General features: G+C 40.3%; 18 protein-coding genes and 2 pseudogenes. 8 read left to right on the plus strand and 12 right to left on the minus strand.

Annotated features, from left to right (window positions below):
- A protein-coding gene (locus tag H5117_RS18580) for an IS3 family transposase (RefSeq protein WP_182738848.1) occupies window positions 1-1,142 on the plus strand; the annotation gives its coding sequence in 2 pieces (ribosomal slippage) (window positions 1-220 and window positions 220-1,142; 1,143 coding nt annotated over the 2 pieces). This gene is flagged as partial in the annotation.
- Here H5117_RS18580 and H5117_RS18585 read toward each other — a convergent pair.
- Window positions 1,117-1,332 (minus strand): hypothetical protein, encoded by a 216-nt coding sequence (locus tag H5117_RS18585; protein WP_182738849.1) that lies wholly within the window; start codon window positions 1,330-1,332, stop codon window positions 1,117-1,119. The genes H5117_RS18580 and H5117_RS18585 overlap by 26 nt on opposite strands.
- Before the next feature lie 162 nt (window positions 1,333-1,494).
- Complete coding sequence (locus H5117_RS20740; RefSeq protein WP_310737177.1) at window positions 1,495-1,605, minus strand: tyrosine-type recombinase/integrase; 111 nt, start codon at window positions 1,603-1,605, stop codon at window positions 1,495-1,497.
- A 182-nt stretch (window positions 1,606-1,787) separates the two neighbouring features.
- Between H5117_RS20740 and H5117_RS18595 the strand changes: the two genes are divergently transcribed.
- A complete protein-coding gene (locus tag H5117_RS18595) occupies window positions 1,788-2,639 on the plus strand; it encodes a hypothetical protein (protein ID WP_182738850.1) in 852 nt (283 codons plus the stop codon).
- 26 nt (window positions 2,640-2,665) lie between these two features.
- Here the strand turns inward: H5117_RS18595 and H5117_RS18600 are convergent, their stop codons facing one another.
- The 6 genes and pseudogenes from H5117_RS18600 to H5117_RS18625 all read right to left on the minus strand — a co-directional run.
- The gene (locus H5117_RS18600) at window positions 2,666-3,811 is read right to left on the minus strand and encodes a site-specific integrase (RefSeq protein WP_182738851.1); all 1,146 of its coding nucleotides are present in this window, start codon (window positions 3,809-3,811) and stop codon (window positions 2,666-2,668) included.
- 743 nt (window positions 3,812-4,554) lie between these two features.
- A pseudogene (locus H5117_RS20745) lies at window positions 4,555-5,046 on the minus strand (DDE-type integrase/transposase/recombinase); the annotation flags it as partial.
- A gap of 275 nt (window positions 5,047-5,321) precedes the next feature.
- Complete coding sequence (locus H5117_RS18610; protein ID WP_259398141.1) at window positions 5,322-6,989, minus strand: glycoside hydrolase family 32 protein; 1,668 nt, start codon at window positions 6,987-6,989, stop codon at window positions 5,322-5,324.
- A gap of 288 nt (window positions 6,990-7,277) precedes the next feature.
- A complete protein-coding gene (locus tag H5117_RS18615) occupies window positions 7,278-8,855 on the minus strand; it encodes a glycoside hydrolase family 68 protein (RefSeq protein ID WP_002961343.1) in 1,578 nt (525 codons plus the stop codon).
- A gap of 1,493 nt (window positions 8,856-10,348) precedes the next feature.
- Entirely contained in the window at window positions 10,349-11,281 is a 933-nt protein-coding gene (locus H5117_RS18620) for a hypothetical protein (RefSeq protein WP_002961341.1), read from the minus strand.
- A 144-nt stretch (window positions 11,282-11,425) separates the two neighbouring features.
- Window positions 11,426-11,581 (minus strand): annotated as a pseudogene (locus tag H5117_RS18625) (dihydrolipoyl dehydrogenase); the annotation flags it as partial.
- Between the two features lie 817 nt (window positions 11,582-12,398).
- Here H5117_RS18625 and H5117_RS18630 point away from each other — a divergent pair.
- Both H5117_RS18630 and H5117_RS18635 read left to right on the plus strand, forming a co-directional pair.
- Window positions 12,399-14,072 carry an FMN-binding glutamate synthase family protein gene (locus tag H5117_RS18630; protein WP_220490830.1) on the plus strand — a complete coding sequence of 558 codons (1,674 nt, stop codon included), beginning with the start codon at window positions 12,399-12,401 and terminating at the stop codon, window positions 14,070-14,072.
- Window positions 14,072-15,784, plus strand: coding sequence for a thiamine pyrophosphate-dependent enzyme (locus H5117_RS18635; RefSeq protein WP_165723556.1), 1,713 nt, complete (start codon window positions 14,072-14,074; stop codon window positions 15,782-15,784). Before H5117_RS18630 ends, H5117_RS18635 begins: the two co-directional genes overlap by 1 nt.
- Window positions 15,785-15,987: 203 nt before the next feature.
- Here H5117_RS18635 and H5117_RS18640 read toward each other — a convergent pair whose 3' ends face one another.
- Window positions 15,988-17,436, minus strand: a complete 1,449-nt coding sequence (locus H5117_RS18640) for a dihydrolipoyl dehydrogenase (RefSeq protein WP_182672506.1) — start codon at window positions 17,434-17,436, stop codon at window positions 15,988-15,990.
- Window positions 17,437-17,517: 81 nt separating this feature from the next.
- Window positions 17,518-18,246 (minus strand): glutathione peroxidase, encoded by a 729-nt coding sequence (locus tag H5117_RS18645; RefSeq protein WP_182692706.1) that lies wholly within the window; start codon window positions 18,244-18,246, stop codon window positions 17,518-17,520.
- 113 nt (window positions 18,247-18,359) lie between these two features.
- Here H5117_RS18645 and H5117_RS18650 point away from each other — a divergent pair, with 113 nt between their 5' ends.
- Window positions 18,360-19,262 carry a LysR substrate-binding domain-containing protein gene (locus H5117_RS18650; RefSeq protein WP_182711533.1) on the plus strand — a complete coding sequence of 301 codons (903 nt, stop codon included), beginning with the start codon at window positions 18,360-18,362 and terminating at the stop codon, window positions 19,260-19,262.
- Here H5117_RS18650 and H5117_RS18655 read toward each other — a convergent pair.
- Window positions 19,246-20,439, minus strand: coding sequence for a flagellar assembly protein FlgT (locus H5117_RS18655; protein WP_182738853.1), 1,194 nt, complete (start codon window positions 20,437-20,439; stop codon window positions 19,246-19,248). The genes H5117_RS18650 and H5117_RS18655 overlap by 17 nt on opposite strands.
- 140 nt (window positions 20,440-20,579) lie before the next feature.
- Between H5117_RS18655 and H5117_RS18660 the strand changes: the two genes are divergently transcribed.
- The 3 genes from H5117_RS18660 to H5117_RS18670 all read left to right on the plus strand — a co-directional run bounded on the left by H5117_RS18660 (window position 20,580) and on the right by H5117_RS18670 (window position 23,830).
- Window positions 20,580-21,038 (plus strand): LPP20 family lipoprotein, encoded by a 459-nt coding sequence (locus tag H5117_RS18660; RefSeq protein WP_024593173.1) that lies wholly within the window; start codon window positions 20,580-20,582, stop codon window positions 21,036-21,038.
- A gap of 129 nt (window positions 21,039-21,167) precedes the next feature.
- Window positions 21,168-21,875, plus strand: coding sequence for a transglutaminase-like cysteine peptidase (locus H5117_RS18665; RefSeq protein ID WP_002961331.1), 708 nt, complete (start codon window positions 21,168-21,170; stop codon window positions 21,873-21,875).
- Window positions 21,875-23,830 carry a LapD/MoxY N-terminal periplasmic domain-containing protein gene (locus H5117_RS18670; protein ID WP_182738854.1) on the plus strand — a complete coding sequence of 652 codons (1,956 nt, stop codon included), beginning with the start codon at window positions 21,875-21,877 and terminating at the stop codon, window positions 23,828-23,830. Before H5117_RS18665 ends, H5117_RS18670 begins: the two co-directional genes overlap by 1 nt.
- A 19-nt stretch (window positions 23,831-23,849) precedes the next feature.
- Here the strand turns inward: H5117_RS18670 and H5117_RS18675 are convergent, their stop codons facing one another.
- Window positions 23,850-24,437, minus strand: coding sequence for a response regulator transcription factor (locus tag H5117_RS18675; RefSeq protein ID WP_182738855.1), 588 nt, complete (start codon window positions 24,435-24,437; stop codon window positions 23,850-23,852).
- Between the last annotated feature and the right edge of the window lie 3 nt (window positions 24,438-24,440).

Consider the following 24,440-nt stretch of genomic DNA (forward strand, 5'->3'; position numbering starts at 1 on the left):
AAATTAGAAACAGCTCAGCTTGTAGTTGACCAAAGTTATACTCAAGAAGAAGCAGCCAAAGCAATGGGGGTGGGTAAATCAACCGTCAGTAAGTGGGTTACTCAATTAAAGCAAGAGCGGAGTGGCCAGACACCATCTGCTTCGCCAATGACGCCCGAACAAATTGAAATCCGCGAACTTAAAAAGCAAATCCAACGCATCGAATTAGAAAAGGATATATTAAAAAAGGCTACCGCTCTCTTGATGTCCGACTCCCTGAACAATTCTCGTTAATTGAGAAACTAAATCAACGAGAGCGTTACCCAATTAGCGTGCTGTGTAACGTATTCAATGTGCATCGTAGCAGCTATAAATATTGGGCTATAAGGGATACAACGCCGACACCAGAACAAATAAGGCTAGAGGCTGAAGTTAGAGCAATACATGCAATGAGCGGCGGCTCAGCTGGGGCGCGGACAATCGCGGCAATAGCAACGAACAATGATTTTGAATTGAGTCGTTATCGTGCTGCTAAGCTAATGGTTAAATTAAAGCTTGAAAGCTGCCAAGTACCTCAACATTCATATAAACGCGGCGGTAATGAGCACCTTGAAATTCCAAATCTGCTTGATAGACAATTTGATGTTGTTGAGCCAGATACCGTGTGGTGCGGTGATGTGACGTATATTTGGGTAGGTAATCGCTGGGCTTATTTAGCCGTTGTTATTGATTTATTTGCACGTAAAGTCGTTGGCTGGGCCATGTCGTTGTCGCCAGATACTAATTTAACGCTAAAAGCGCTTGAACTCGCGTATGAAAGCAGAGGAAAACCGACAGGACTGATGTTTCATTCAGACCAGGGTAGTCATTATACAAGTTTAAAATATCGCCAACGTTTATGGCGCTATAAAATCAAACAAAGTATGAGTAGGCGTGGAAACTGTTGGGATAATGCACCAATGGAGCGATTTTTTAGAAGCTTTAAAACGGAATGGATGCCAAAGGTTGGATATGGAAATTTTATAGATGCTAAATATAGCGTTAGTGATTATATCAACGGATATTACAACAACGTTAGGCCGCATCATTATAATGCCGGTTTAGCGCCAAATGAATCTGAGGTTAGATATCAAGATTCTAAAACTGTGGCCAAATTTTATTGACCACTACAATTTTATGGGCAAATAAAACGGTGTCTCCTAGCTGTATTTCATTAAATCGTTTGTCATTTTTTGGTATCGAATCAAAACCCCAAATCCCACTTTCCATACCTAATGTGTAATTAGGTAAAATAGCCTTGTTGCCACCAACATATATAAGCCAAATTCTTTTTTCTTTTATTACTTTAAACATACTAGTCCTTTAATTTATTTTTCCTGTACCTCAAATATACATGTAAGAAAAAGCACAATCTAGTGGAAGCTATTGCTTTAGGTAAATTAATCTTAACCGCCGTTGCTTTACGTTCTGGCGCTGAGTGTGCGTACCTTAGCGTCATTTTTAAGCCACTATGATCTATCGTTCACAAACCGTATTTAAATCTACACTTGCCTTTACTAGCCACTTTGCAAAGTGGTGCCGTAAGTCATGAAACCTAAAATCGGTAATGTTTGCAACTTCCAACAAAGCCGCCCAATCATATCTAAATCTAATATCTGTTGTTGATTGCTATCTTTGAATTTATGACCAGTAATAAAGATAGTTATGCCAATTAATATTTTACAATTTTTTCTTAGTACCCTGAGTTGTTAGGGTATAGTAATAATTTACTTTGTTAGATTTCTCTTTTTATTGATCAAGGACGAATAATGATCTCATATTCTAAATATAAATTAATTTATTTGTGTGCTCTTACGCTCACCGTTAATCAAACTTACGCTGTCGAAAACTTAAATAACTCTTCGAATATAGAGCAGATAACCAAGCAAATTGAACTTGATTGGAAAAATTATTACAAACCATCTAAAGAATGCAGACCTAAAAAATTATCAAATAACAAAAGCTTTCAACTTTTCGTTAAATGTAATGAACAAAAGGCGACTCAAAAAGATCAATTCAATAAAATAAACAAGGAAGTAATAGAACATCTAGAACATCTTAGGTTGGTAAGAAAAACAGAGTTAAGGCAGCTTTCGTTAGAAAGAGAAGCCAAAGAAAAGGCATTACTGAAAAAAGCCAAAGAGATCGCGGTACTTGAAGATAGAGCAAGAGAAGTGCGTCGGGCTAAAAAGGCTAATGAAATGGGATTAACCTATCAAAAACCTCTACCAAGCAATAACTATATATCAAATAGTATGGCAATATGTAAAAAGGAATGGACTAAACGAGGCCAGCTAGATAATCGAATGTATCAGCATTGTTTAAAAGGGCAGCTTAGTGGAATTGACAAGGTAGATGAGCTCAATAAAAAGTATTCAGAAAGAGAGTTTTATTTTCTTATAGCTTATCCGTATTGCATAAAAAAATGGACGACAAGAGGCGTTGCTAACCCTCGAATGATTGCACATTGTTTAAATTCTGAAATTGAAGGAAAAAAAGATGTTGACTATTATAGAGATAATTATGAACGAGCCGCTATTGATAAAATAGTGGAGACAGCATTAAATAAATATCAATCATGGAATATGGCTGCATACTCTATAAAAAGACGTATTAAATAATAGTAAATATTTAAGTAATCATATGCCTATCCAATCAAATTAACTGCCGCTGCTTTATGTTCTGGCGCTAAGTGTGCATATCTTAGCGTCATTTTTAAATCACTATGACCTAGCAACTCTCGAACTGTATTCAAATCTACGCTTGCCATTACGAGCTTACTTGCAAAGTGGTGGCGTAAGTCATGAAACCTAAAATCGGTAATGTTTGCATCTTCCAATAAAGTCGCCCAATCGTATCTAAAATCTAGTATCCGTTGCTGATTGCTATCTTTAAACACATAGCCAATATTCCCCGATAGCTTTTGCCAATCACTCAAAACATTAAACGCCTGCGTATTTAAAGGTATGTGGCGAGTATTACCAGATTTAGCATTTTGAAAATCTACAGTCAGCACTTTATTTTCTAGGTTAACGTCATTCCAATTAAGCGATAGAATTTCGCCTTTACGCATACCTGTATTTATAGCAAGAATAACGATAGTCGTTAGATGCTTAATATCGAACTTAGCAAGGCTTTCACGCAAGCGGTATTCTTCATCTTTTGATAAATAGCGCACTTTTGCGTTATCTACGGTCTGAGCTTTAACCTTTTGTAAATCGTGGCTATCAATTACTTCCCATTCAACAGCGCGACTCAAACAGCCTTTAATTAAATTTATTTGGCGGTTTGTAGTTGCTGGTTTAATCCCATCAGCCAAACGTTTATTACGCCACTTTTCAACTTCCCATGCTGTAATAGCCGATAACTGAAAATCCATAAATTTGCTAAATGCTGACAGGAATGCTTTTTTTGTTTTATCTGCTGTTTTGGGGTTACGAGATAAAAGCCAAGGAAAGTACTTTTCATCTAAAAAGTGTTGCAGGGTAGATAGCTTTGATTCTTTAGTTTTAATGCGGTCTTGCTTTTTTACTTCGTGAACATTAATCCCTTGGGTTACTTCAGCGATTTTATTTTTAGCTAAGTCTCTAGCTTGTGCTGGAGTAATTTGCCCATCATAACCTAAGTGATAATTTACTTGTTTACCCTTGTGCCTATAAAACAAGAAGTAGGAGATTGCTCCAATACTAGAAATGCGCGCATGGAAACCTGTGACTTCTGTATCATTTAATCGTTTATCTGCTGGCGTTAAGCTTTTAATACTCGACAATGTTATTTTTGCTTTGATTGGCATGCGGCTTTTCCTGTGTAGCACATATGTAGCAGGTGCATTGTGCCGCAAAGAACAAGGAAGAACAATGGTGTATTGTTTTTGTGTTTTTTAACTAATATAAAACAACAGGTTAAGTTTGTTTTTTGTTTTTGCTTGTTCATTGGGGTTTATGTGAATACATTGATAAAATGCACTCCTAAGGGGCAGTTGCAGGTTCGATTCCTGCAGGGGCTACCAATTAAATTTAATGAGTTATGCTTGAGTAGCACATATGTAGCGTGATGAGTTTATTAAATAGTGGATTACACTCAACTCTTATAATTGTACCTAGCCATTGTTTCACTGATATCAACTAGCATAGATTTATTACGAATAGCCCAGTTAAGAATAAAGTGTAAAAAAAGCCGAAAGGTTTTTTAAAGTTAGCCAATAAAGTTAAGTAGAAAGTAGAAACCTCATCAAATTTGAAATTAATTGACCGCTACATCACTCCTGATTTTTTATAAAATATAAATGATAAAGATTTCTAAAAATCAGCTTAACTAATGATGCATTAATTTCTCAGGCTTAATATTATATAGTTTAATTGATTTCTTAACTATTTTTAGGCGTTTCGTAGTTAGCTTGAACGTTCTTCAAAGTGATGTAGTTCAAGGCGTTCACATTCAATACCCGTGGTGTTTTACCTCTAAATGAGCCGTAAGCGTGCTGCTGATTGTAGTGTAGTAATGCCGTCATTCAGGTAAAGTTTAACTTTTGAGATCTCCAAAATCCAAATTAACGGTCGAATAAAACTCTCCTTTGTCGATTCTTTGTGGCCTCTTAACTTTACCATTTAAGTGAGGAGAGCCTGATTTGTTGGGACGAAATTTAATGTTATGCTCCATCAATTTGAGCAGTACCTTCTCAGCAAAAAACTCCATTGCGCGATCAGTTTGTACCGTCGTGTTGGAAATGGCATTTCTTCTATCACTTTATCGACAAAGGTAAGTGTATTGTTTGCCGTTCTACGTTTAAAGGCGTCTAACACGCGATATCTAGAGCAATCATCAATGGTAGTGTACTGATAAATTCAGGCGCGACTTTACATGTATCCATCTGAATTTAGTCACTAGGAATAGGCCTTTATTATCGAATGAAGTATTTTTCTTTTGCTGAAAAACTATTGGCTTTACTTCGTATTTGGTCAGGACTTTATGAATTGAGTCAAGTGATGGATGGAAGTTATGCTCGTGTAGAAGCTGATTTTGGAGCTTCTAGCACCCATTTTCTATTTGATAATAAATATTAGTGCTTGGGGGTCTGTGAGTACGTCTATGCTGTTTTCTATGTATCGCTGGTAGCAATTTGAAGAGTAGGTCTAGATATACCAACGACGTCAAACTAGACCCACAACATTGTTTTTTCTTAAAGCTCAATCCACTTTAATAGCTGTTGAGTTTCTTTGTTCATAGAGAGATAGTATATTGAAACGATACCTATGAATCACACAATAACCAGCAACATCTTAAAATACAATCTAGGCTAAATTTCACGGAGTAGGGCCCAAGCCCGCATTACCTTTACTGCGAGTGACCGGGGCAACCTTGAGAGGGGTTAGCTCAAATAAACTCAGTTCCGTATTTCCTCCAATTGACTCGACCGATAGGTCATTTGCACCGGGAGCGCCGAATACAAGGTTTGAAAGTACAACTTCGCCGTTATTTACAAAGACCTCAATGGATGTTGTATCTACAATGATATCCAGCATGACAAAGCCATCGCGCGCTTGTACGGGGGACTTTCGAACCTCGCGGTAAACTTTGGGCATCGCATTGGCTATAGCATCCTTATCGCGTTTGACAAAAACAGTGTCATTCGCAAAGTTGTATCCAACGACAGAAAAGTGCCCATTGCCTTCCTTAAGACGGAAGTGGATCTCTTTAGCATCTGAGTCAGCGTCAATCTTAACCCGGAGTCGGTAGGCATCGGATTGAGGCTGAGGAAGTGCCATCTTCGACGCTTCCATCACCCGAATATTGGATCGAGCTACTGTATTACCCTCAAGTTTGTCGATCGCATTGATGGGCTGCGAGACAAGCTGCGGCTTACCGTCTACAGACCGTAGCATGATGCGCCGTACGATCGAGTTGGCCCCCCCGTGCCAATCATCGGTTGGGAGTTTGGTGGCGTAGGCCCAGTTATTGAGCCAACCAATGGCATAGCGAGAAGCAAGGCGTTCGGCGTCATTGTGGCGTGGGTCTTCCCATGTCACTGCGGCATAAAAGTCGGCGCCAAAGTCTAGCCATTGAGGTTCATCGCTATCCACGGTGAAATTTTTTCCGTCCCATACTCCGGTCCAGTACAGGGTTCCCGTGGTCATTCCTTTTTTAAAGCCGTTCGCGCCAGTTGCCAGCACCCATCGTGTAGTTGCACTGTCACCGTTGACCGACATTTGGAATAGGTCGGGACATTCCAGAATCCCAAGGTCGTCGCGCTCGAACCCAGACTGATACTTCCAATGCTTCAAATCGGGCGACGTGTAAAAGCCGATCTTATGACCCTCAGCCAGCACCATCAGCCATTCATTGCGCGTGTCGTCCCAGATGATCTTAGGATCACGCCAATGCTCGGATCCAGGGTTGTCCATGACAGGATTGTCGTGGTACGCCTTAAATCGATAGCCGCCGTCAGTCGAGACAAAGAGCGACTGGCGCTGTACACCCTCGTGTTGTTGAGTCATGATGGCGATTACAGCGCCAGGGCCGAAGCCTGCAGTGTTATCGATGTCAATTACTGCGCTACCGGTTTCAATGTCGCCGAGGCCGTTCTTGTATTTGTCGATTGCCACACCGTGATCTTGCCAGTGCACAAGATCAACCGAGGTCGCGTGGTACCACTCAGTACCGTTTCCTATGGGATAATCGGCATTGTAGAGGTAATAGTAGTGCCAGATACCGTCAATCAGAATTGGACGCTGGGGATCGTTCATCCAGTGTTTGGCGGGGGTTAGGTGCACCGCGGGCCGATATCTCGCCCAATTAGCTGGGCGCTTGTATTTAGATGATTCTTCTGTCAACAGAGGCAACGGTGAAGAGCTAAACGCTGCTTCAGAACCTAATTCGACGGCCAGCGACATTCCTGAGCAGAACAACACGACCAACACGCAAATTGTCATATACCAGCGACTTGCAAATATTAAAATAAGATTGTGGTTCATAATTCCCCTTATTGGAGCACCGATTACAAAGCAATGTAATTGCGCAAAGGTACTCATTGAGCATGATAGATGATATTGGGCAGTACGAAAAACTTGTAAAATAAGGAAATGCAGTGCTTCAGAAATCACTGCTGTAAAACAAAAAAACAGAGCGACAGTTCGAGAGACTGTCGAATAAGTCGAGCATACCTTTATTTGCCATTTACAAACAAGGGAGAAGAGGATACGCCGGTACATCGCCATCTCCTCTTCCCACCGATAAGGGCTGTATAGATTAATTTACTAAAGCTATTTCTTTAGAGGCTTGATCTGTCCACCCGAATTCACATTAAGGTTTGCAGGGATATCGGCCCAACCACCTAGCCCATAACCATTTACGCTATAGGAATAATCAACCTCTGACGAGTCGCCGTTGATTTCTATCCTGACTGTAGGTGCAAGCGTCCCACCGCGACGAAAATTTTCTTGAGTGCCGATCGTGTCGATGAACGATTGGATCAAGCCCCCAGGCATCACGTAGTGCGAGTACGACTGGAATTGACCTGGATGCTGATTATAGTCTGGCGCAAACGGACTACCCGGCCAGTAGTTGAGGTTCGTTGGGTTACCCAGCACCAGTCCGGATCCCTGGTTCATCGGCTGGTAATCGCTGCGAATACCGTTGCCTACGAAACCATATACGCCCTCGGGGCCAGTAATACCTGTTGCGTATGTGGTGCTGTGGCTAATAGTGAAAAGGTAGTACTTGCCATCTTGTTGGTAGATCTGCGGTCGTTCAGTCTGATCGGTGACACAGTTTGCAGATAGAATAGGCGGCAGAAATTCCCACTCGGTTAGGTCGTCGTTCGTAGCCCTTGCCAGACCGACGTTACCGATCTGAAAGGGCGCACCCGATGCATTCACTTGGGTTACGGTTTCTGCATAAGGGTCGCCGTCCCGGTAGCCAAGGTCGTCCGCATCACACTGTGCAGTTGTCCGGTCCATGGCCGAGTTGCCCTCAAATACCATATAGGTCTCACCTGGATGAGCCGGATCTTCGAAAGTAAACGGGTCGCGGAAGTTATAGTAAGGGTTTTGCTCAGCATTTTGGTAGTAAGTGCCGTCAGCCTCGAGTAGCGACGTAACCTTGTTGAAACCGGTGAATCTCACGCCGTGTTTATTAGCATGCACATGGCCTACGCTTAGCGCGAGCCGAGAGTCGTAAGGCTTGATGTCCGGTCCACCGTCTTGATCACGGTAGAAGGCAACATCTGTGAAAAATAACTTTATTTCGCCACCCGGAAAAATACGCGCCGAGCCTGACCACTGGGTCTGGTGGCTGTAAGACTGGTCTTCGAAAATTTCACCGGTGACACCTTCATCGAACACGAGACCACCATAGGTCCAACCACCATTTTCGGGGCGTTGGTCAGCGGAAATCCCAGCCGGCCGATAGAAGTAGCCGATCTTTGCGTAAACGTGGCGGTCATCAAAGCCAAGGCTACGGTCGGCTACTAAAGAAAAAATGATTTCCTGTCCATTGACACTGTACTGATTAGCATCCTCGTCAGTCAGAGGCCAAGAGTCCCATACCCAGACCTGTTCGTTCGACATGTCAGGGAAGTTCTGCGGGATGTCAGGCATAGTGTATTCTTCAGGCATCGAATTCTGACGTGAACCAGCCGTCGGATCAGACATTCGCTTGATTTGGCGTGCATCAGCCCGCGTCCACTTCGCAGTGAAATTACTCTCAGGTGCAAATGCCTCTTGGGTGTGAAATGTCGGCTCGGGACCCGGCTGTAGATAAGGTTCTGCAACAGCTGCCGTTGTTAAGCCCAGAAATGAACACAGAATTGGGATTGTCGATTTACCTATTTTACTATTCATCAATATCTTCTCACTAAATTAAAAATTGTTTCCCGTAAAAGGATGGCCTCAGCCTAATAAGACCCCTGTTATCCTAGTCTAAATCAATTATTTTGAGTGAAAACCAGTTGTATTCACTTGAATATATGTGACTTTTATAGCGAAATCGATTCGAACAAAGGTTGTCTTCTGGAATTAGCCAGGAAATTCGGGCGTAATAATGCCCGCGCTACATGATGTTAGCTTTTTTACTATATACCACTCTTTTAAAAACTTAAACGATTAAGTTTTTTTTGTAATGGTTCACCGATTTAACAATCAAAAATAATCGAAAATATAAATATAAAATACTATTGCATATATGAACTTTCAAATGACCCCGTTAATTCATCTTGAATTAAGGTTATCTAGTATATGCGTGCTCTATGTTGTTAGTGTTTACTGGCTTTTTTGTAAGTAACTTAGAGGTAGGAATTTAAAAGTGAATATTAATATTAAAAAAATAAGTTTTTATGCTTGAAAGTTATCATCATTCATTTAAATCTTAACGAAAAAATAATGTATTAATTCTCACGCGGCACCTGTTGAATGAAGGTTTAACTTAATCGATTAAGTCGTTAAGAAGGAAGTTATAATACTTTTTATGCTAACGCTTATGCATTAGAAGAATGAATACCGATTAAAGGATCCCGTGTTGTTATTTTTCGATGAGTCAAAAAGCGATGCCTACCCATAAAATACTGTTGCTTCGAGGCTTGAGGAGCTTTCCTGCTAAGGTTTTAATCTGCAGCATGACGCCAATTAACTCGAAGTGCCCCACTTAGTAAATTAAGTCGCACTAGGTAATTTATCGAACACCACTGCTGAGTTTTTATATCCCAAACATTTTCTTGGCCGAAAGTTAAGGTCTCGTTGAGCTCCAGCAATTTGCTTTGCTGCGATAGGGATCCGTTAAAGTTTTTACTTACCTTAAGTTTTTAATATGGGTTTTATTTGGCGAGGGGGGGGCAGTTTTTTAGTTTGTTTGCTACCAGCCATGGTCACAGAATTTACTGGTATTACCTACTGTGATCGTGAGGAAATGATGACGGTAGTATCTTAAGATGCAATCATCGCCCGAACTATCCCAGCAGAGCTTTTAGCAGTCACTTTGCGTATCGGATACATTTTTCTTCGACGTTAAATCATACTAACTATGCCCTTCTACCTTGCTCGCCAAACACTAGGTACACATACTAGCCACTGCTAAAAAATTATTTTTAACAGTGGCTAGTCGGCACTCAATACTAACACTATTGGTGATAATAACGTGCTTTGCTAGGCTACTTTTCGCCACGTAATCTATCGCGCTGCATGAAAACATAAATCAACTTATGGTTGAAAGTATGATCAATAATTTTACCCACACCCGGAATGAATTCAGGATCCTAACTTTGGTTCAACCCAAACTCAACTGAGGCTATAGTCAATACTAATACACTATATTTCGCTGCTAGGTAGATAACAGCTTACAACTAACCATCACTTGTAATTTTATCAATCAATTCGCTAAGTACAGCTTCAGCTTTACTTGTTTCTACTTGGCAAGTACCTGCATTTAAATGGCCGCCGCCGCCGTATTTAAGGCACAGTTCGCCAACATTGGTGTTTGAACTGCGGTTAGTTATTGATTTACCTATGGCATACACTACATTTTGCTTTTTAAGGCCCCACATTTTATGAATCGAGATATTGCAGTCGGGGTACATGGCATAAATAACAAATCGGTTTGTGGCGTAAATTGTTTCTTCCTGAGTTAAATCAAGGACTACTAAGTTTTTATGAACGGTAGCGCATTGAGAAATTTGCTCTTTGGCTTTTTCGTTATGCTCGTTATATAAAGCAACACGTTCGGCTACGTCTTCCATTTGTAGGATTTCTTCGATGCTCTGATCTTTACACGCATCAATCAGTTTCATCATTAATTGGTAATTTGAAATTTTAAACTCGCGAAAACGGCCAAGTCCAGTTCGCGCATCCATAATAAAGTTCATTAATACCCAATCGGTTGGGTTTAATATTTCGTCTTTTGAAAACTGAGCAGCATCGCCTTTGTCTACCGCGTCCATCATTTCAACAGAAATATTTGGAAGTTTTTCAGCGCCGCCATAATAGTCATAAACTACGCGAGCTGCTGATGGGGCTTTTGGGTCAATAATATGGTTTTTTATGTCGCTTGAGTTGCGAACGGTTTCGCTAAGGTGATGATCGAATGCTATATGACAGCCTGCAACGTAGGGGAGGTTGGTCGTAATGTCGTTTTCGGTAATGTCTATTTTGCCATCTTGCATGTCTTTTGGATGAACAAATAAAATATCGTCAATTAGGTCTAAGTCTTTGAGCAATACGGCACAAACTAAGCCATCAAAATCGCTGCGAGTGACTAGTCTAAATTTATTATTGGGCATAGCTATTCCATTTTTTTAATTGAATTATCAATTAAGTGTAACAGCTAAAATTTTTTTTGAGAGGTCAGCTTAAAAAAATTATAAAAAAAGTCAAAACGTTAGTTTTGGCTTTTGCTTAGCAACTTTGTATGTGTGGTAAATAGGCTATGCGCCTGGGCCACATTCCATACATGAATTTACAATGTCTGGGCCAAATTTAAGTTTGGCGTTTAAGTCGCGAAGAGCGGTGCGTAACCCTTCTTCAATTACTGGGTGGTAAAATGGCATATCAAGCATTTCTGGTACGGTCATTTTGTTGCTACCGAGCTTATAACCAAGATGACGCATATAACAACTTTACACCGATAATAAGTTTTTAGTGGACTGTTGAACAATGTCCATTTGTTTGTGCATTAAATCTCGAACAGCCCTGAGTTCTCGGGGATAAATATAGCCTCCAGAGAGTATATCTAGACTTAGCATTTCAGCTAACCGGCGTGCATCACTATGCTCGTTGGTATATTTTTAACCAGAGTATTGCTGGATTGCAGCTGGATTCGCTAAGTGAAGTTTAAACTTTGCAGCTATTAATGCATCAACTAACCAATACAAATTAAATGTTGATTCAACAACAAGTCCTGCTAGCTTGTATTTATAAGGGGCTAAAAAGATAAAATGACAGAGATGTCATTATTTAAACGATTGCAGTTAAGCGTTTCACCCTGTTCATTAATGATAGGAATTACACTATTATTTGAATGCAAGTCAACTCCACCCCACCATATAGTTTTATACTAAGCTCCTCTGATAACGTTTATGTCTTGGTCAACACAACTATATCGAAAAACTCTAGGAGCTTTGTATATGATCATCAAATTTTGACTTTATACACCACAATTTTGCCTTGTCATTGTGCTATTTTCTTAGCGCTATAATAGATCACTTATTTAATGCAATTGCTATTAGTTGATTGAGCGTAGCCCATTTTTGTTTGTTCCTTTTTTAGTCTCTTTCATCAGTTTTTGTTCAGTTTGCTTATTATAGTGTGTCCCTAGAGTAGATTATTAATTGCTCGAGCTTGGGTTAGTATATGCTTTCACCTTGCTTTTGCTCACTCAAAAGAAAGGGAAATACGATAATGAAACAAATGGCTTCTTTTTTTCATTTATTAATGCGCGCTTTTTTACCGATCAGTGCATTGATTGTGTTAGTGCTAGTTCTGTTTTTAAATCCTTATAATTACCTCTCAATATTCGTCATCATTATTGCTGGTTTTTTTGTGGCACTAGGCATTAAAGACAGGTTGCAAACTAGTAGCACGTTGCTTAGAAATTATCCGGTAATAGCATGGATAAGGCACATATTTTACGACTTACGACCATTTTTACGCCAATACATTGTGGAGGATGATTTAGAAGGTACACCTTACAGTTTTGAAGCGCGTAATCTTATTTATGCTCGCTCGCAAGGTAAAAGTGATACGCGGCCTTTAGGTACAGAACGCAACGTAAAAGAAGATGGTTATACGTGGGTTTGCCACTCTATGGCACCTAAATCTCAGCCAGATACTAAGCCAAGGGTAACTATTGGTAATGAGCAATCTAGCCAACCTTATGAAGCATCCTTATTAAATATATCGGCAATGAGCTTCGGCGCATTATCGGGTAGAGCAGTTGAGGCATTAAATAAAGGCGCTAAAATAGGTGACTTTTATCATGATACCGGGGAAGGAGGGCTTAGTGAGTATCATAAAAAGCATGGTGGCGACATTGTATGGGAGTTAGGCACTGGCTACTTTGGTTGTCGCGACGAGCACGGCAATTTTGATCCAAAGCAGTTTGCTGATACTGCACAAAGTGAACAAGTAAAAATGACTGAAATAAAACTCAGTCAAGGTGCTAAACCAGGCCATGGTGGCTTGTTACCAGGCTCTAAGGTAACTGAAGAAATAGCCCGCACCCGTAAAGTTCCCGCTCATGAAGATTGTTTGTCGCCCGCTGGGCACTCTGCTTTTTCAACACCCGTTGAATTACTTGAATTTGCACAACATATGCGTGAGCTTTCTGGCGGTAAGCCAGTAGGGTTAAAGCTGTGCGTTGGTATGCCCCACGAGGTTATGGCGTTGGGTAAAGCTATGCTTAGCACTGAAATTTACCCTGATTTTATTGTGGTCGATGGCGCAGAAGGCGGTACGGGCGCTGCACCTAATGAATTGTCGGATTGGGTTGGTATGCCTTTAGAGGATGGTTTAGTAATGATGCAAAATATGTTAGTGGGTACGGGGTTAAGGAAGCATATAAAGCTCGGTGCCAGTGGTAAAATTTATAATGGTATGGGCATGGCTAAGCATATTGCTTTAGGCGCTGATTGGTGTAATGCCGCGCGTGCGTTTATGTTTTCCATTGGTTGTGTGCAAGCTAAGCGTTGTGACAAAGGGACGTGCCCTACGGGGATCACCACCCAAGATCCACAGCGCCAACGCTCGTTAGATATAGAAATACAATCACAAAGAGCAGCGCTGTTTCATTCTAAAACGTTAGCTGCATTAGGTGAAATTGTGGGCTCCTGCGGTGGCGTTCATCCTAGTGAGTTAGATCCCCATCAAATTATAACGCGCATAGATGCAGCACAATCTAAGTCAATTATGGAAGTCCATCCATTTTTACCTCCTAACAGTTTGCTTGATACCCCTGGCGATACAGCGTATTGCGATTGGTGGGAAGCTGCTTCTAAAGATACATTTAAGCCAATTAAAAATTTAACCGATGCAATGGGAACAACGTTATTAGCACATAAAAGAGGACATTACTAATGAGTACAACAGTTTCACACGTTATAGCAGACACTCTCGTACAAGCGGGAGCAAAACGTTGTTATGGTATTGTTGGCGACACAATAAATCATTTTACTGATGCGATTAGGCACACCGATTTAAAGTGGGTCAATGTACGTCATGAAGAAGTAGGTGGCTTTGCCGCCGGTGCAGAAGCTTATATGACAGAGCAGCTTGCTGTTTGTGCTGGAACGTGTGGACCTGGCAGCTTACATTTTGTAAATGGTATTTTTGAAAGCCACCGTAATGGTGCCCCTGTTGTTTTAATAGCCTCCAACATTGATAGGGCGGAGGAAGGAATGGATTTTCCACAAGAGTTGGACCAAACCAAAATTTACGAGCAGTGCTCTGTATTTTGTAAGCGTATTAGCCACCCAGATCAAGCTCGGCGTATCGTAACCCAGGCAGCTCAAGCGGCATTGGCACACAAGGGGGTGGCGGTGGTTGTAGTTAATGGCGATGTATTTAAGGAGAAAATAGATGATGATTTGCCTTGGTCGGTTCACCAGCCTCAACCGGTTATTCGTCCAAGTGACGACGAACTCAAAAAGCTTGCTGGTATGATTCTCGATGCAAAGCGCATTACCATTTACGCAGGTATTGGCGCCCGAAAGGCGCATGATCAACTTATTACTTTGGCAAAAAAGTTAAACGCTCCGATAGCTCATAGTTCGCGAGCAAAAGAATTTGTAGAGCCTAATAACCCTTTTAACATTGGTATGACAGGGATTTTAGGAAATCTTGCAGGAGTGCAAGCAATGAGCGATTGCGATTTGTTAATTTGCTTAGGTTCTGACTTTGCCTATACCCAATTTTATCCTGAAAAAGCCCGTATTGTGCAAATCAATAAAGAGGCTAACCATTTAGGGCGCCGTTCGCCTATCGAACTTGGTTTAGTGGGCGATGTTAAAGATACTTTAGCTGCGTTAACCCCACTACTTGAACAAAAATCAGATAATAGACATTTGAATGAATCGCTTGAGCAGTGGAAAAAAGACACTCAGGGCTACAATAAAAAGGCAAAACACGACTCTGACCTTATTCACCCGCAGTACCTGGCGCAGCTACTCAGTGAACAGGCCACTGATAATGCTATTTTTACCGCCGATGGAGGAAGTCCAATGGTTTGGTTATTAAGGCATTTAAAGGCTACAGGAGAGCGCCGTTTTTTAGCCAGTTTATTGCATGGTACTATGGCAAATGCGTATCCTCAGGCATTAGGAATTGCAAATGCATATCCTGATAGGCAAGTAATAGCAATGTGTGGCGATGGCGGGATCACCATGTTATTGGGAGATTTACTTACCTTAGTGCAAGAGAAAATAGCAGTTAAAATTTTAATTTTTAACAATGACTCACTCGGCTTTGTAGAAATGGAGCAAAGGGTAGAAGGCTTACTTGATAGTTACACAGGTCTCTCGAACCCTAATTTTGCTCTATTAGCACAGCAAATTGGCTTGCACAGTTGGCAAGTATCAGACCCTGATGAACTGCCTTCAACGATGCGCGCATGGCTAGATGCAAAAGGACCGGCTTTATTAGAAGTAAAAGTAAATAGAATGGAGTTAGTCATGCCGCCTAAAATAGAAGCAGGGCAGGTAGCCTCTACGGCTTTATTTGGCCTTAAAGCAGTACTAAATGGTCGTACTAACGAAGTAGTGTCGTTACTCAGAGATAACTTTATTAAATAATACAAATCTGCTTATATAGAGAGTCTATCTAACGTTAAGAAAATTGCGCTAGAACTAGGTGATGTTTTTATCTTTTTTGATTCGATTAACAATTAAGTGTAACAACTAAATTTTTTTGAGAGGTCAGCTTAAAAAAATACATAAAAATGCCAAAACAGATGTTTTGGCTTTTGCTTAGCAAGTTTGTATGTGTGGTAAATAGGCTATGCGCCTGGGCCACATTCCATACATGAATTTACAATGTCTGGGCCAAATTTAAGTTTGGCGTTTAAGTCGCGAAGGGCGGTACGTAACCCTTCTTCAATTACTGGGTGGTAAAATGGCATATCAAGCATTTCTGGTACGGTCATTTTGTTTTGTACAGCCCAAGCTAATAAGTGAGCGATGTGTTCGGCTTGTGGGCCAATAAATTCTGCACCTAAAAATAAGCCTGTGCCTTGCTCTGCATATACACGCATATGACCTTTGTTTTTAAGCATTACTCGGCTACGGCCTTGGTTTTCAAAGCTTACTTCGCCTACTTCAAAACAACCGCATGGGCCTAATCGGTCAGTAATTTGCTTGTAGCTTTCGCCTACCATTGCTATTTGTGGGTCGCTAAATACAGCTGCAATTTTTGCTCTGCGCAGACCTATACGTACATCTGGGAAGCGCCCTGCATTTTGACCTGCAATAGCACCTTGGTCAGATGCTTCGTGTAACAATGGGAGCATGTTACTTGCATCGCCTGCTATAAATATGTTCGACTCACCACACTGCATTGTATGTGTGTCTGCGTGCGGTACGCCGCGTTCATCAAGTTCAATGCCTGTGTTTTCAAGGCCTAGTTTATCTACGTTAGGTACTCGGCCTGTGGCTGCAAGTACGTAGTCAAACTGTTCGGTGTGTTTTTCACCTTGTTTGTCGGTGTAAGTTAGCTGTGCTTTGTCGCCAACTTGCATCATGTCAGATACGTTTGAGTCGGTATCTACAAAAAATTCTTCAGCAAAAACAGTATTTGCGTAGTCTTTTACTACTGGATCTGTAAGTGGGCCTATTGCGCCGCCTACACCAAATAGTTTTACATTTACGCCTAGTCGGCTAAGTGCTTGGCCAATTTCAAGACCTATTACACCAGGGCCAAATACAGCGACTGATTCTGGTAGGTCATCCCAATCAAATACGTCGTCGTTTATAATAAGTTTGTCGCCAAAGTTATTAAATACGCCAGGGTATGAAGGGCGTGAACCGGTGGCAATGACAAAGCGTTTTGCTGTAATAATTGTATGGTCGTCTATTTGTACGCGGTTTGCGTCTAAAAATTTAGCGTAACCACGAATTTTATCACCATCTGGTAATTCATCTACGGCTTCTACTACGAATCCTGCAAAACGATCTCGTTCACTTTTAACGCGTGCCATAACTGCTTTGCCATCAATGACAGGCTTTGAGCTATGAACACCAAATGCAGGTGCCATTTCAATTGCGTGTGCGGCTTCGGCGGCTGCAATCAATAACTTGCTTGGCATACAACCAACACGTGCACATGTGGTGCCGTATGGGCCTGATTCGATCATTAATACATTTTGTGTGAACTGTTTAGCATTACGATAAGCACTTAAACCAGCAGTGCCAGCGCCTATAACAACAACATCGGTTTGCAATTCTTTCATAGTGGTATCCTTTATTATTTTCAATCTAAGCGATGAGATTGATATAGAGGGGCGCGTACGCCCCTGCTATTTTTTACTTAATTAAGCAAAGTATTTTTCTAAGTCGTCTGAACCACCGATGTGCTTACCACCAATGAATATTTGTGGAACAGTGTCACGACCAGATACAGCTTTTAGACTTGTTAGTGATGCGCCTGCACCCATAACAATCTCTTCATATGCGAAGCCTTTTTCTGCAAGAAGCTCTTTTGCTTTTTTACAAAAAGGACAGCCAGGTTTAGTAAAGATGCTTACAGGTTCTGGTTTAGCTTGCTTAGGGTTGATGTAATCAAGCATTGTGTCTGCGTCAGATACTTCAAACGGGTCACCTGGTAAATCTGGTTCGATGAACATTTTGTCAACCACGCCATCTTTAACAAGCATAGAGTATCTCCAGCTGCGCTTACCAAAGCCTAGATCGTTTTTGTCTACTAACATGCCCATGCCGTCAGTAAATTCGCCGTTGCCGTCTGGTAATAAAGTAATGTTTTGCGCTTCTTGATGCTCAGCCCATGCGTTCATTACAAAGGTATCGTTTACTGATAAACATACAATTTCGTCAACGCCGTTTTGCTTAAGTACGCCTGCTAATTCGTTGTAACGTGGTAAGTGAGTTGATGAACATGTTGGTGTGAATGCACCAGGTAGTGAAAACACTACAACCGTTTTACCTTTAAAAATTTCATCTGTTGTTACTGATTTCCATTCGTTATTTTGACGAGTTGCAAATGTAACACTTGGGACTGTTTGACCTTCGATATTGTTTAACATAGTTTTTTGTTCCTCTTGATTTGTTGATAGCCATTATGGCGAACAATTAAATATAGTTCCAATCGTTTGTTTGTATTAAACTGATAGTTATAAACTATCATGCGGAGCTGAATATGAACTTAAAAGATTTTGAATATGTAAAAGCAATAGCGCAATACAAGCACTTTCGCAAAGCTGCCAATGCATGTTTTGTAAGTCAGCCTACATTAAGTGGCCAAGTAAAAAAACTCGAACATGAGCTTGGCGTTACTTTATTTGACCGCTCAACTAAACAAGTTACGTTAACAGCAAAAGGTGAACGTTTGTTGACGCAAATAGAGATTATTTTAGAACAAACGCAAATACTCAAAGAACTTGCTGCTACTTCTAATGAGCCTCTACAAGGTAAATTAACTATTGGTATTATTCCTACCATTGCGCCTTACTTGTTGCCTGCGTTATTAACATCAATGAAAGCGGCATTTATTGATAGTCAGTTTTCGTTTATTGAGATGCAAACAGCAACAATTTTAGAAGCTTTAAATAATGGCGAACTCGACTTTGCTATTTTAGCCGATGTGCCAGAGCTTATTAATTACCATACGGTTGCTTTATACAAAGAAGATTTTTTAGTGGCGGTATCACAAGATAACGCGCTTTCTAAGCATAAAAAAGTGGCGTTGAGCGACCTTCAAGGATGCAGCCTACTAATGTTAAGTGATGGTCATTGCTTTAAAGATCAAGCCCAAAAGTTTTGTTTTTCTGCGGGAGTCGATATATCTAATCAGTATAAAGGTAATAGTTTAGAAACATTATTAGCGTTAGTGGCCATGGATGACGGTATTACATTTGTACCAAAACTGGCATGTACCGACCGTGTAGGGATTGATTACTTGCCTATATTCCCTAATCAGCAGCGTAATGTGGTGTTTGCATGCAGAAAGCATTATCCGCATTTATCGGGTGTAGAACAATTGGGCAAGTGGTTATCGGCTCACCCTAATTTAAAAGCTAAATTAACTAAAGATCTTGGCTGATTATTTCTACTACATCGTTAATTTGCACGCCAGGTAGTGGTTTGTCATCAATACTGACAGCTACTGCAGTTTGCTGATAAAGCTGCTCAACGCGAATTTTATTAAGCGTGGTGATGGTGTGTGGCATAACATTACCCGCTGCGTCGGTTAAATAGTTATGGTGCGCAATGCTTAGCATCTGGCCTTTTTTTAACCCATGAGCTTTACCTAAATTAATAACGATTTTGCTATTTTCCATGTGCATTATTTTGCCTTGAGTTGGCAAACACGCCATGGCTGCTTGAATGTCATAACTTACTGCTTGGTTGATATCGGTTATGCTTTGCCCATAAGGCGATTGCCAAAACCTATCACTATTGACGTCAACTATGGTTGTTTTTTCAAATGGCCAAATTGCTTGAGTATGGTAACTATTTTGCCAAAGTTGCTCATAGGTAGTGCCATCAAATAATACAAATTCAATGTTGTAACTGCGCTCATACGCCTCGTCTTGCCAAAATGCATAATCGTTATTGAGTTTGTCGCTAGTTGAAAGGCTGGTTATTTGGCTAAGCAGAACATATTGAGCGTTACTGCGCGAAGATATTTCTTCTAATTGGGCATTTGAATAGTCGTGCTGCTGCGAAAAGTACTTATCAACGCTTATTGCATTATTATAGTAAGCAATAGGTACTGCGCTCATTTTTGATTTTTGCAGGGAAGTAAAAATATTTTTGCTAATAGCTTTGCTTACGTCAAATATTTGACCCATTTTGGCGTGTTCACGATGAACAAGTTGGCTTTGTGTAACGGCCACAAACTTATTAAAACTATTTTGTGGGCATTGCTCTGTTTGAGAAAAAATATCGAGCCGTAATGTAACGGCAAATTTATTGTCGTATTTATTTTCGCTGACCAGTTCAATTTTTTGAATTTCGCCGTGGCTGCTAATTTTTAGCTGATCTTGCATTAACACGCCATCTACCAAGGTTTGCACAGAGCTAACCCGTGCGCCAGAGAATACTAACGCCTGTGTAATCGCATCTTTTATAGCGGCAGATTTAGCAGCGCTTGTATCACCATTTTGGACGTTCGCGTGACCCGTTGATTCATACCACTGTGCTTTAGTAAAAGGGGAGAATGTTAATAATGCCGTTGCACTTAACCCTACAAATGCCAATGATAAAAACGACTTCATAATTTTACTCCAATTAAACGTTAGCTATTAACTAGGTAGAGCAAGGACTGTACCAATGTTATTTGGTAATTATTAGTAATGCTATAAATGGCATTAAACGTGCATATGTACTGCTAATTACTATACAAGGGCTAAATGCTATGCGAGCAATTTCATTACTTATTACACTTGGGTGTTTAACCTTAGGTGGTTGTAGCAGCGTTTTTGATAAGCATGTTGAATATAAATATGTAGAGCCAAATAATTACCCCGTTTTAAAAGCGATAGGGTATGCACCTATTAGCTTGCAAAAAGGTGCTAACTTGTCGCAAAAGCAACTTATGGCCATTAAGGCTTCTAAGCTTGAAGCTTACCGCGAGCTTACTGAGCAAGTCTATGGGCAAAAAATTACCGCAGGAACAACGGTGGAAGGCTCAATTGCTCAAGACGATTACTTAGAAAGTAAAGTGCAGGGGCTTATTAAAGGTGCACAAATAATTAAAACTTACGCAGTAGATGATACTTACGTGACCGAGCTTGAGCTTAATATGAAGCGTGTGCACGATTTATACATAGGTGAAGTAAAACCACGCGAAGTTAAAAAAGTAACGTACTACTAAAAAAGTTATTCAAAATACCTCATCCTCCTATATTGAGTGCTATGCTGTTGTTAGGATTAATTTTAAGCAGATTGCGTAGTGCTCAACAGATGTATTTTATTGCCACTTATATTAACAGTGGCTCTGTAAATGGCGATTAAGCCAAGTCATTTAAATCCTCAATTATTTATATGGTGCAAAGCCAATTTGCGCTACCTATTGCTGTTTTTTGTACTCTCCAGTGGTGTGCTTGCAAGCCGACTAACTATTCAATTTAATACCTTTATAGAGCTCATGGGTCAAAAATACGGGCCTGCGCGAGCGGCGGTTGCACGCAACTGGCAAAGCATGTTGGTGCAAACTCAAAACAAGCCAGAGCAACAACAAATTCTTATTGTTAATGATTTTTTTGCGCGTAATTTACGCTACCAAACAGATATTTTGCTTTGGAAACAAAATGATTATTGGGCAACCCCTTTAGAAACATTAGGCAGAGGCCTCGGTGATTGTGAAGATTACGCAATAGCAAAATATATAAGCTTAAGAGCGTTAGGTGTGAGCGACGACAAGTTACGCCTTATTTATGTAAAAGCAAAAATTGCGGGCACTAACAAAACACAAGCGCATATGGTGTTAGGTTATTTTGCTACACCAAACGCTCAGCCACTTATTTTAGACAGCTTAATAACAAAGGTTTTACCTGCTGCAAAACGTGTAGATTTAAGCCCTGTTTTTAGCTTTAACAGCCAAGGTTTATGGGCTAATAATTCAACCAAAAGTGTAGCCAGCCCAACAGCAAGACTTTCACGCTGGCGTAAAATTTTGGAGCAGACAACCAAAGAAGGAGTTATGTGGTAATGGCATCATTTTCCTTATCTAAGTATCTTAAAAAACGAAAAATAACACTCAGGCAAGAGCTATGGATTGCATTATTAATTGTTATTTTTGTGGGCTTTATAAGTAGTGTTTTAATTAGTACTAATTCGGCTAAAAATTATTTTTCGACCCAGCTGTACTTAAAAAATGTAGATAACGCCAGCTCACTTGCGTTGATGATCAGTCAATTAGACAAAGACCCCGTTGAGCTTGAATTATTAGTTTCAGCCACATTTGATACCGGTCACTATAAGCGAATAGAGCTACAAAACCCTAATGGTGAGGTGATTGTTAAACGCACATTTACCGATGAGCTTAAAGCGACGGCTCCACAGTGGTTTAGGGCAATGTATGGGTTAAATGTTCAACCAGGGGTTGGGCAAGTAAATAATGGTTGGCAGCAATTTGGAACTTTGTTTATAGAAAGCCACAGTCAATATGCTGAGCAAGCCTTATGGGAAAGTGCGCTTAAACTATTTTTTAGTTTTTTAATTGTCGCTTTTTTTGCTTGTATAGTTAGTGCTTACTTTTTAAGTAGGATATTAAAACCGCTAGATGATGTTGTGTATCAGGCTAATGCATTTGGTGAAAAACGTTTTATTAAATCTACCGTCCCTCGTACATTTGAGTTTGCACGTTTAGTGCAATCTATGAACCAATTATCTACCCGTTTTAGTCGTATTATTAAAGAAGATAGTAAACGTTTAGAAGAGCTTAGATTTAAATCACAACATGATGAGCTAACTGGTTTAGCAAATAGAGAATACTTTGGTGCAACGCTTGAGGCCCACTTACAAAAATCGAAAGATCATGCCCATGGCGCCTTGTTTTTATTTCGGGTTGTAAACCTAGATAAAATGAGCGAACAAATTAGCCGTGTAGAAATGGTTAATTTCTTACGTCGTTTTTCGCAGGTTTTAATCGAGTTTTTAGAATCAAATGAAGCACACTTTTCAGAAAACTACATAGCCCGAATATCACATAATGACTTTACTGTACTGTTTAGTGATACTGATGATATTGAGGTATTGAGTAAAAAAGTAGTTAGGCTCCATGAATCTTTTATTGAAGAGTATAAAAATATTGAATTAGCTATACCGCATAGTTGCACTTACATACAAAAGAATGACACGCGGTTTGATGTATTAAAACGAGCCGATGAACTTTTAAAATCAGCCGATAATAAACCAGGTGTTCAAGCAAAAGTAAGTGACAATAAACAAAAAAGCGAGTTATTTGATGATGCAACGAGTTGGCAAAATGCAATAGAAGAAGCTCTAGATAACAAAGCGCTAGAAATTAACACATACCCAGTAACGAGTTTTACGGGGCAGTTGATGCAAAATCAATTAGGACTGAGCCTAGAGCTTGGCGGGCAAATATATCGGGCAAGTTATTATTACCAATGGGCTAATCGCTTAAAGTTATTAGCGCGTTTAGATTGGGGATTAATTAAGGCGTTGGTTGCTCAGTATAGTATTGAGCCACCAAGTGAGCTGATTTCGGTTGAGTTATCTGCCCAAACATTACTTGATGATGCTGCGCTTGCTTCAATTCTTACCTATCTATCGGCATTTCCTGATTTAGCCTCTAAAATTTGCTTTGATATACGAGAAAGTATTGCCGTCAGCGAAATTAAAATATTTAAAGGCTTTTGTGAAGATGTAAGGTGTATGGGCGCTAAGGTGGCGTTAAAACGTGTAGGTCCTGAATTTACTAAAATTGAAAAAATTCAGGAGTTTGGGCTTGAAATGATTAAGATTGATAGCGTTTATGGGCATAATATTAGTTACAGCCAAGATAACCAAACATTCCTGCGAGGGGTTTGTACGTTAGCGCACTCTATTGGTATTAAAGTGGTCGCACAAGGTGTTACCAGTCAAGATGACCTCGATACACTTATTAACTTAGGCTTTGATGGGGTTATTAAAGAGTAAAAGGGCATTAACCGTGCGGTTAATGCCCTTTTACAACTAACATTAATTGGATGCGGTCGCGTACTTTTAGCTTATTAAATATAGAACCCATATGCTCTTTAATCGTACGCTCTGTAATATTTAAAGACTCTGCAGCCTGTTTATTAGTAGCACCAGTTACAACAATATCAACTACTTGGCGTTCTCTTTTGGTGAGTAAATCAAGCTCGCACGTCCTCGCATATTTAAATGGTGTATTTGATAAAGCTCCCACTAAATTAGATAGTAATTGTCCTGGTAACCATATTCCGCCAGAACAAATTGTCTCAAGTACTTGTTCAATAATTACTTTGGTGGCGAGTGCTTCTACGTATCCTCTAGCTCCTGCTTCAAGCGCACTCCTAAGTTGATTTATTTCAAGTTCGTTGGTCATAACAATAACGAGTAAACGTTGTTGCGAATATTTTTTAACGAGCTCAAGCCAGTTCGGTGTACCGGCTAAAACCCAAATAATACTTGATGCCGTTACTCTGTTTGGTTCTTTTGTGCATATTAAACAACCAGGAAACGCTGCTCGCCAGTGCTTCGATTCAAATTCAGGCTGTGTAATAAAAATACTTTGGCGCATTAT

Origin of the sequence: Pseudoalteromonas sp. SG45-1 (assembly GCF_014164135.1) — a bacterium.
GTDB classification, from domain to species: domain Bacteria; phylum Pseudomonadota; class Gammaproteobacteria; order Enterobacterales; family Alteromonadaceae; genus Pseudoalteromonas; species Pseudoalteromonas distincta.

What these genes read in the sequence shown, in the direction of transcription:
- H5117_RS18635 (WP_165723556.1), top strand. Translation starts at nt 14,072, where the DNA reads ATGAGTACAACAGTTTCACACGTTATAGCAGACACTCTCGTACAAGCG.
- H5117_RS18630 (WP_220490830.1), top strand. Translation starts at nt 12,399, where the DNA reads ATGAAACAAATGGCTTCTTTTTTTCATTTATTAATGCGCGCTTTTTTA.
- H5117_RS18640 (WP_182672506.1), bottom strand. Translation starts at nt 17,436, where the DNA reads ATGAAAGAATTGCAAACCGATGTTGTTGTTATAGGCGCTGGCACTGCT.
- H5117_RS18610 (WP_259398141.1), bottom strand. Translation starts at nt 6,989, where the DNA reads ATGAACCACAATCTTATTTTAATATTTGCAAGTCGCTGGTATATGACA.
- H5117_RS18655 (WP_182738853.1), bottom strand. Translation starts at nt 20,439, where the DNA reads ATGAAGTCGTTTTTATCATTGGCATTTGTAGGGTTAAGTGCAACGGCA.
- H5117_RS18660 (WP_024593173.1), top strand. Translation starts at nt 20,580, where the DNA reads ATGCGAGCAATTTCATTACTTATTACACTTGGGTGTTTAACCTTAGGT.
- H5117_RS18645 (WP_182692706.1), bottom strand. Translation starts at nt 18,246, where the DNA reads ATGTTAAACAATATCGAAGGTCAAACAGTCCCAAGTGTTACATTTGCA.
- H5117_RS18595 (WP_182738850.1), top strand. Translation starts at nt 1,788, where the DNA reads ATGATCTCATATTCTAAATATAAATTAATTTATTTGTGTGCTCTTACG.
- H5117_RS18665 (WP_002961331.1), top strand. Translation starts at nt 21,168, where the DNA reads ATGGCGATTAAGCCAAGTCATTTAAATCCTCAATTATTTATATGGTGC.
- H5117_RS18600 (WP_182738851.1), bottom strand. Translation starts at nt 3,811, where the DNA reads ATGCCAATCAAAGCAAAAATAACATTGTCGAGTATTAAAAGCTTAACG.
- H5117_RS18585 (WP_182738849.1), bottom strand. Translation starts at nt 1,332, where the DNA reads ATGTTTAAAGTAATAAAAGAAAAAAGAATTTGGCTTATATATGTTGGT.
- H5117_RS18620 (WP_002961341.1), bottom strand. Translation starts at nt 11,281, where the DNA reads ATGCCCAATAATAAATTTAGACTAGTCACTCGCAGCGATTTTGATGGC.
- H5117_RS18670 (WP_182738854.1), top strand. Translation starts at nt 21,875, where the DNA reads ATGGCATCATTTTCCTTATCTAAGTATCTTAAAAAACGAAAAATAACA.
- H5117_RS18650 (WP_182711533.1), top strand. Translation starts at nt 18,360, where the DNA reads ATGAACTTAAAAGATTTTGAATATGTAAAAGCAATAGCGCAATACAAG.
- H5117_RS18675 (WP_182738855.1), bottom strand. Translation starts at nt 24,437, where the DNA reads ATGCGCCAAAGTATTTTTATTACACAGCCTGAATTTGAATCGAAGCAC.
- H5117_RS18615 (WP_002961343.1), bottom strand. Translation starts at nt 8,855, where the DNA reads ATGAATAGTAAAATAGGTAAATCGACAATCCCAATTCTGTGTTCATTT.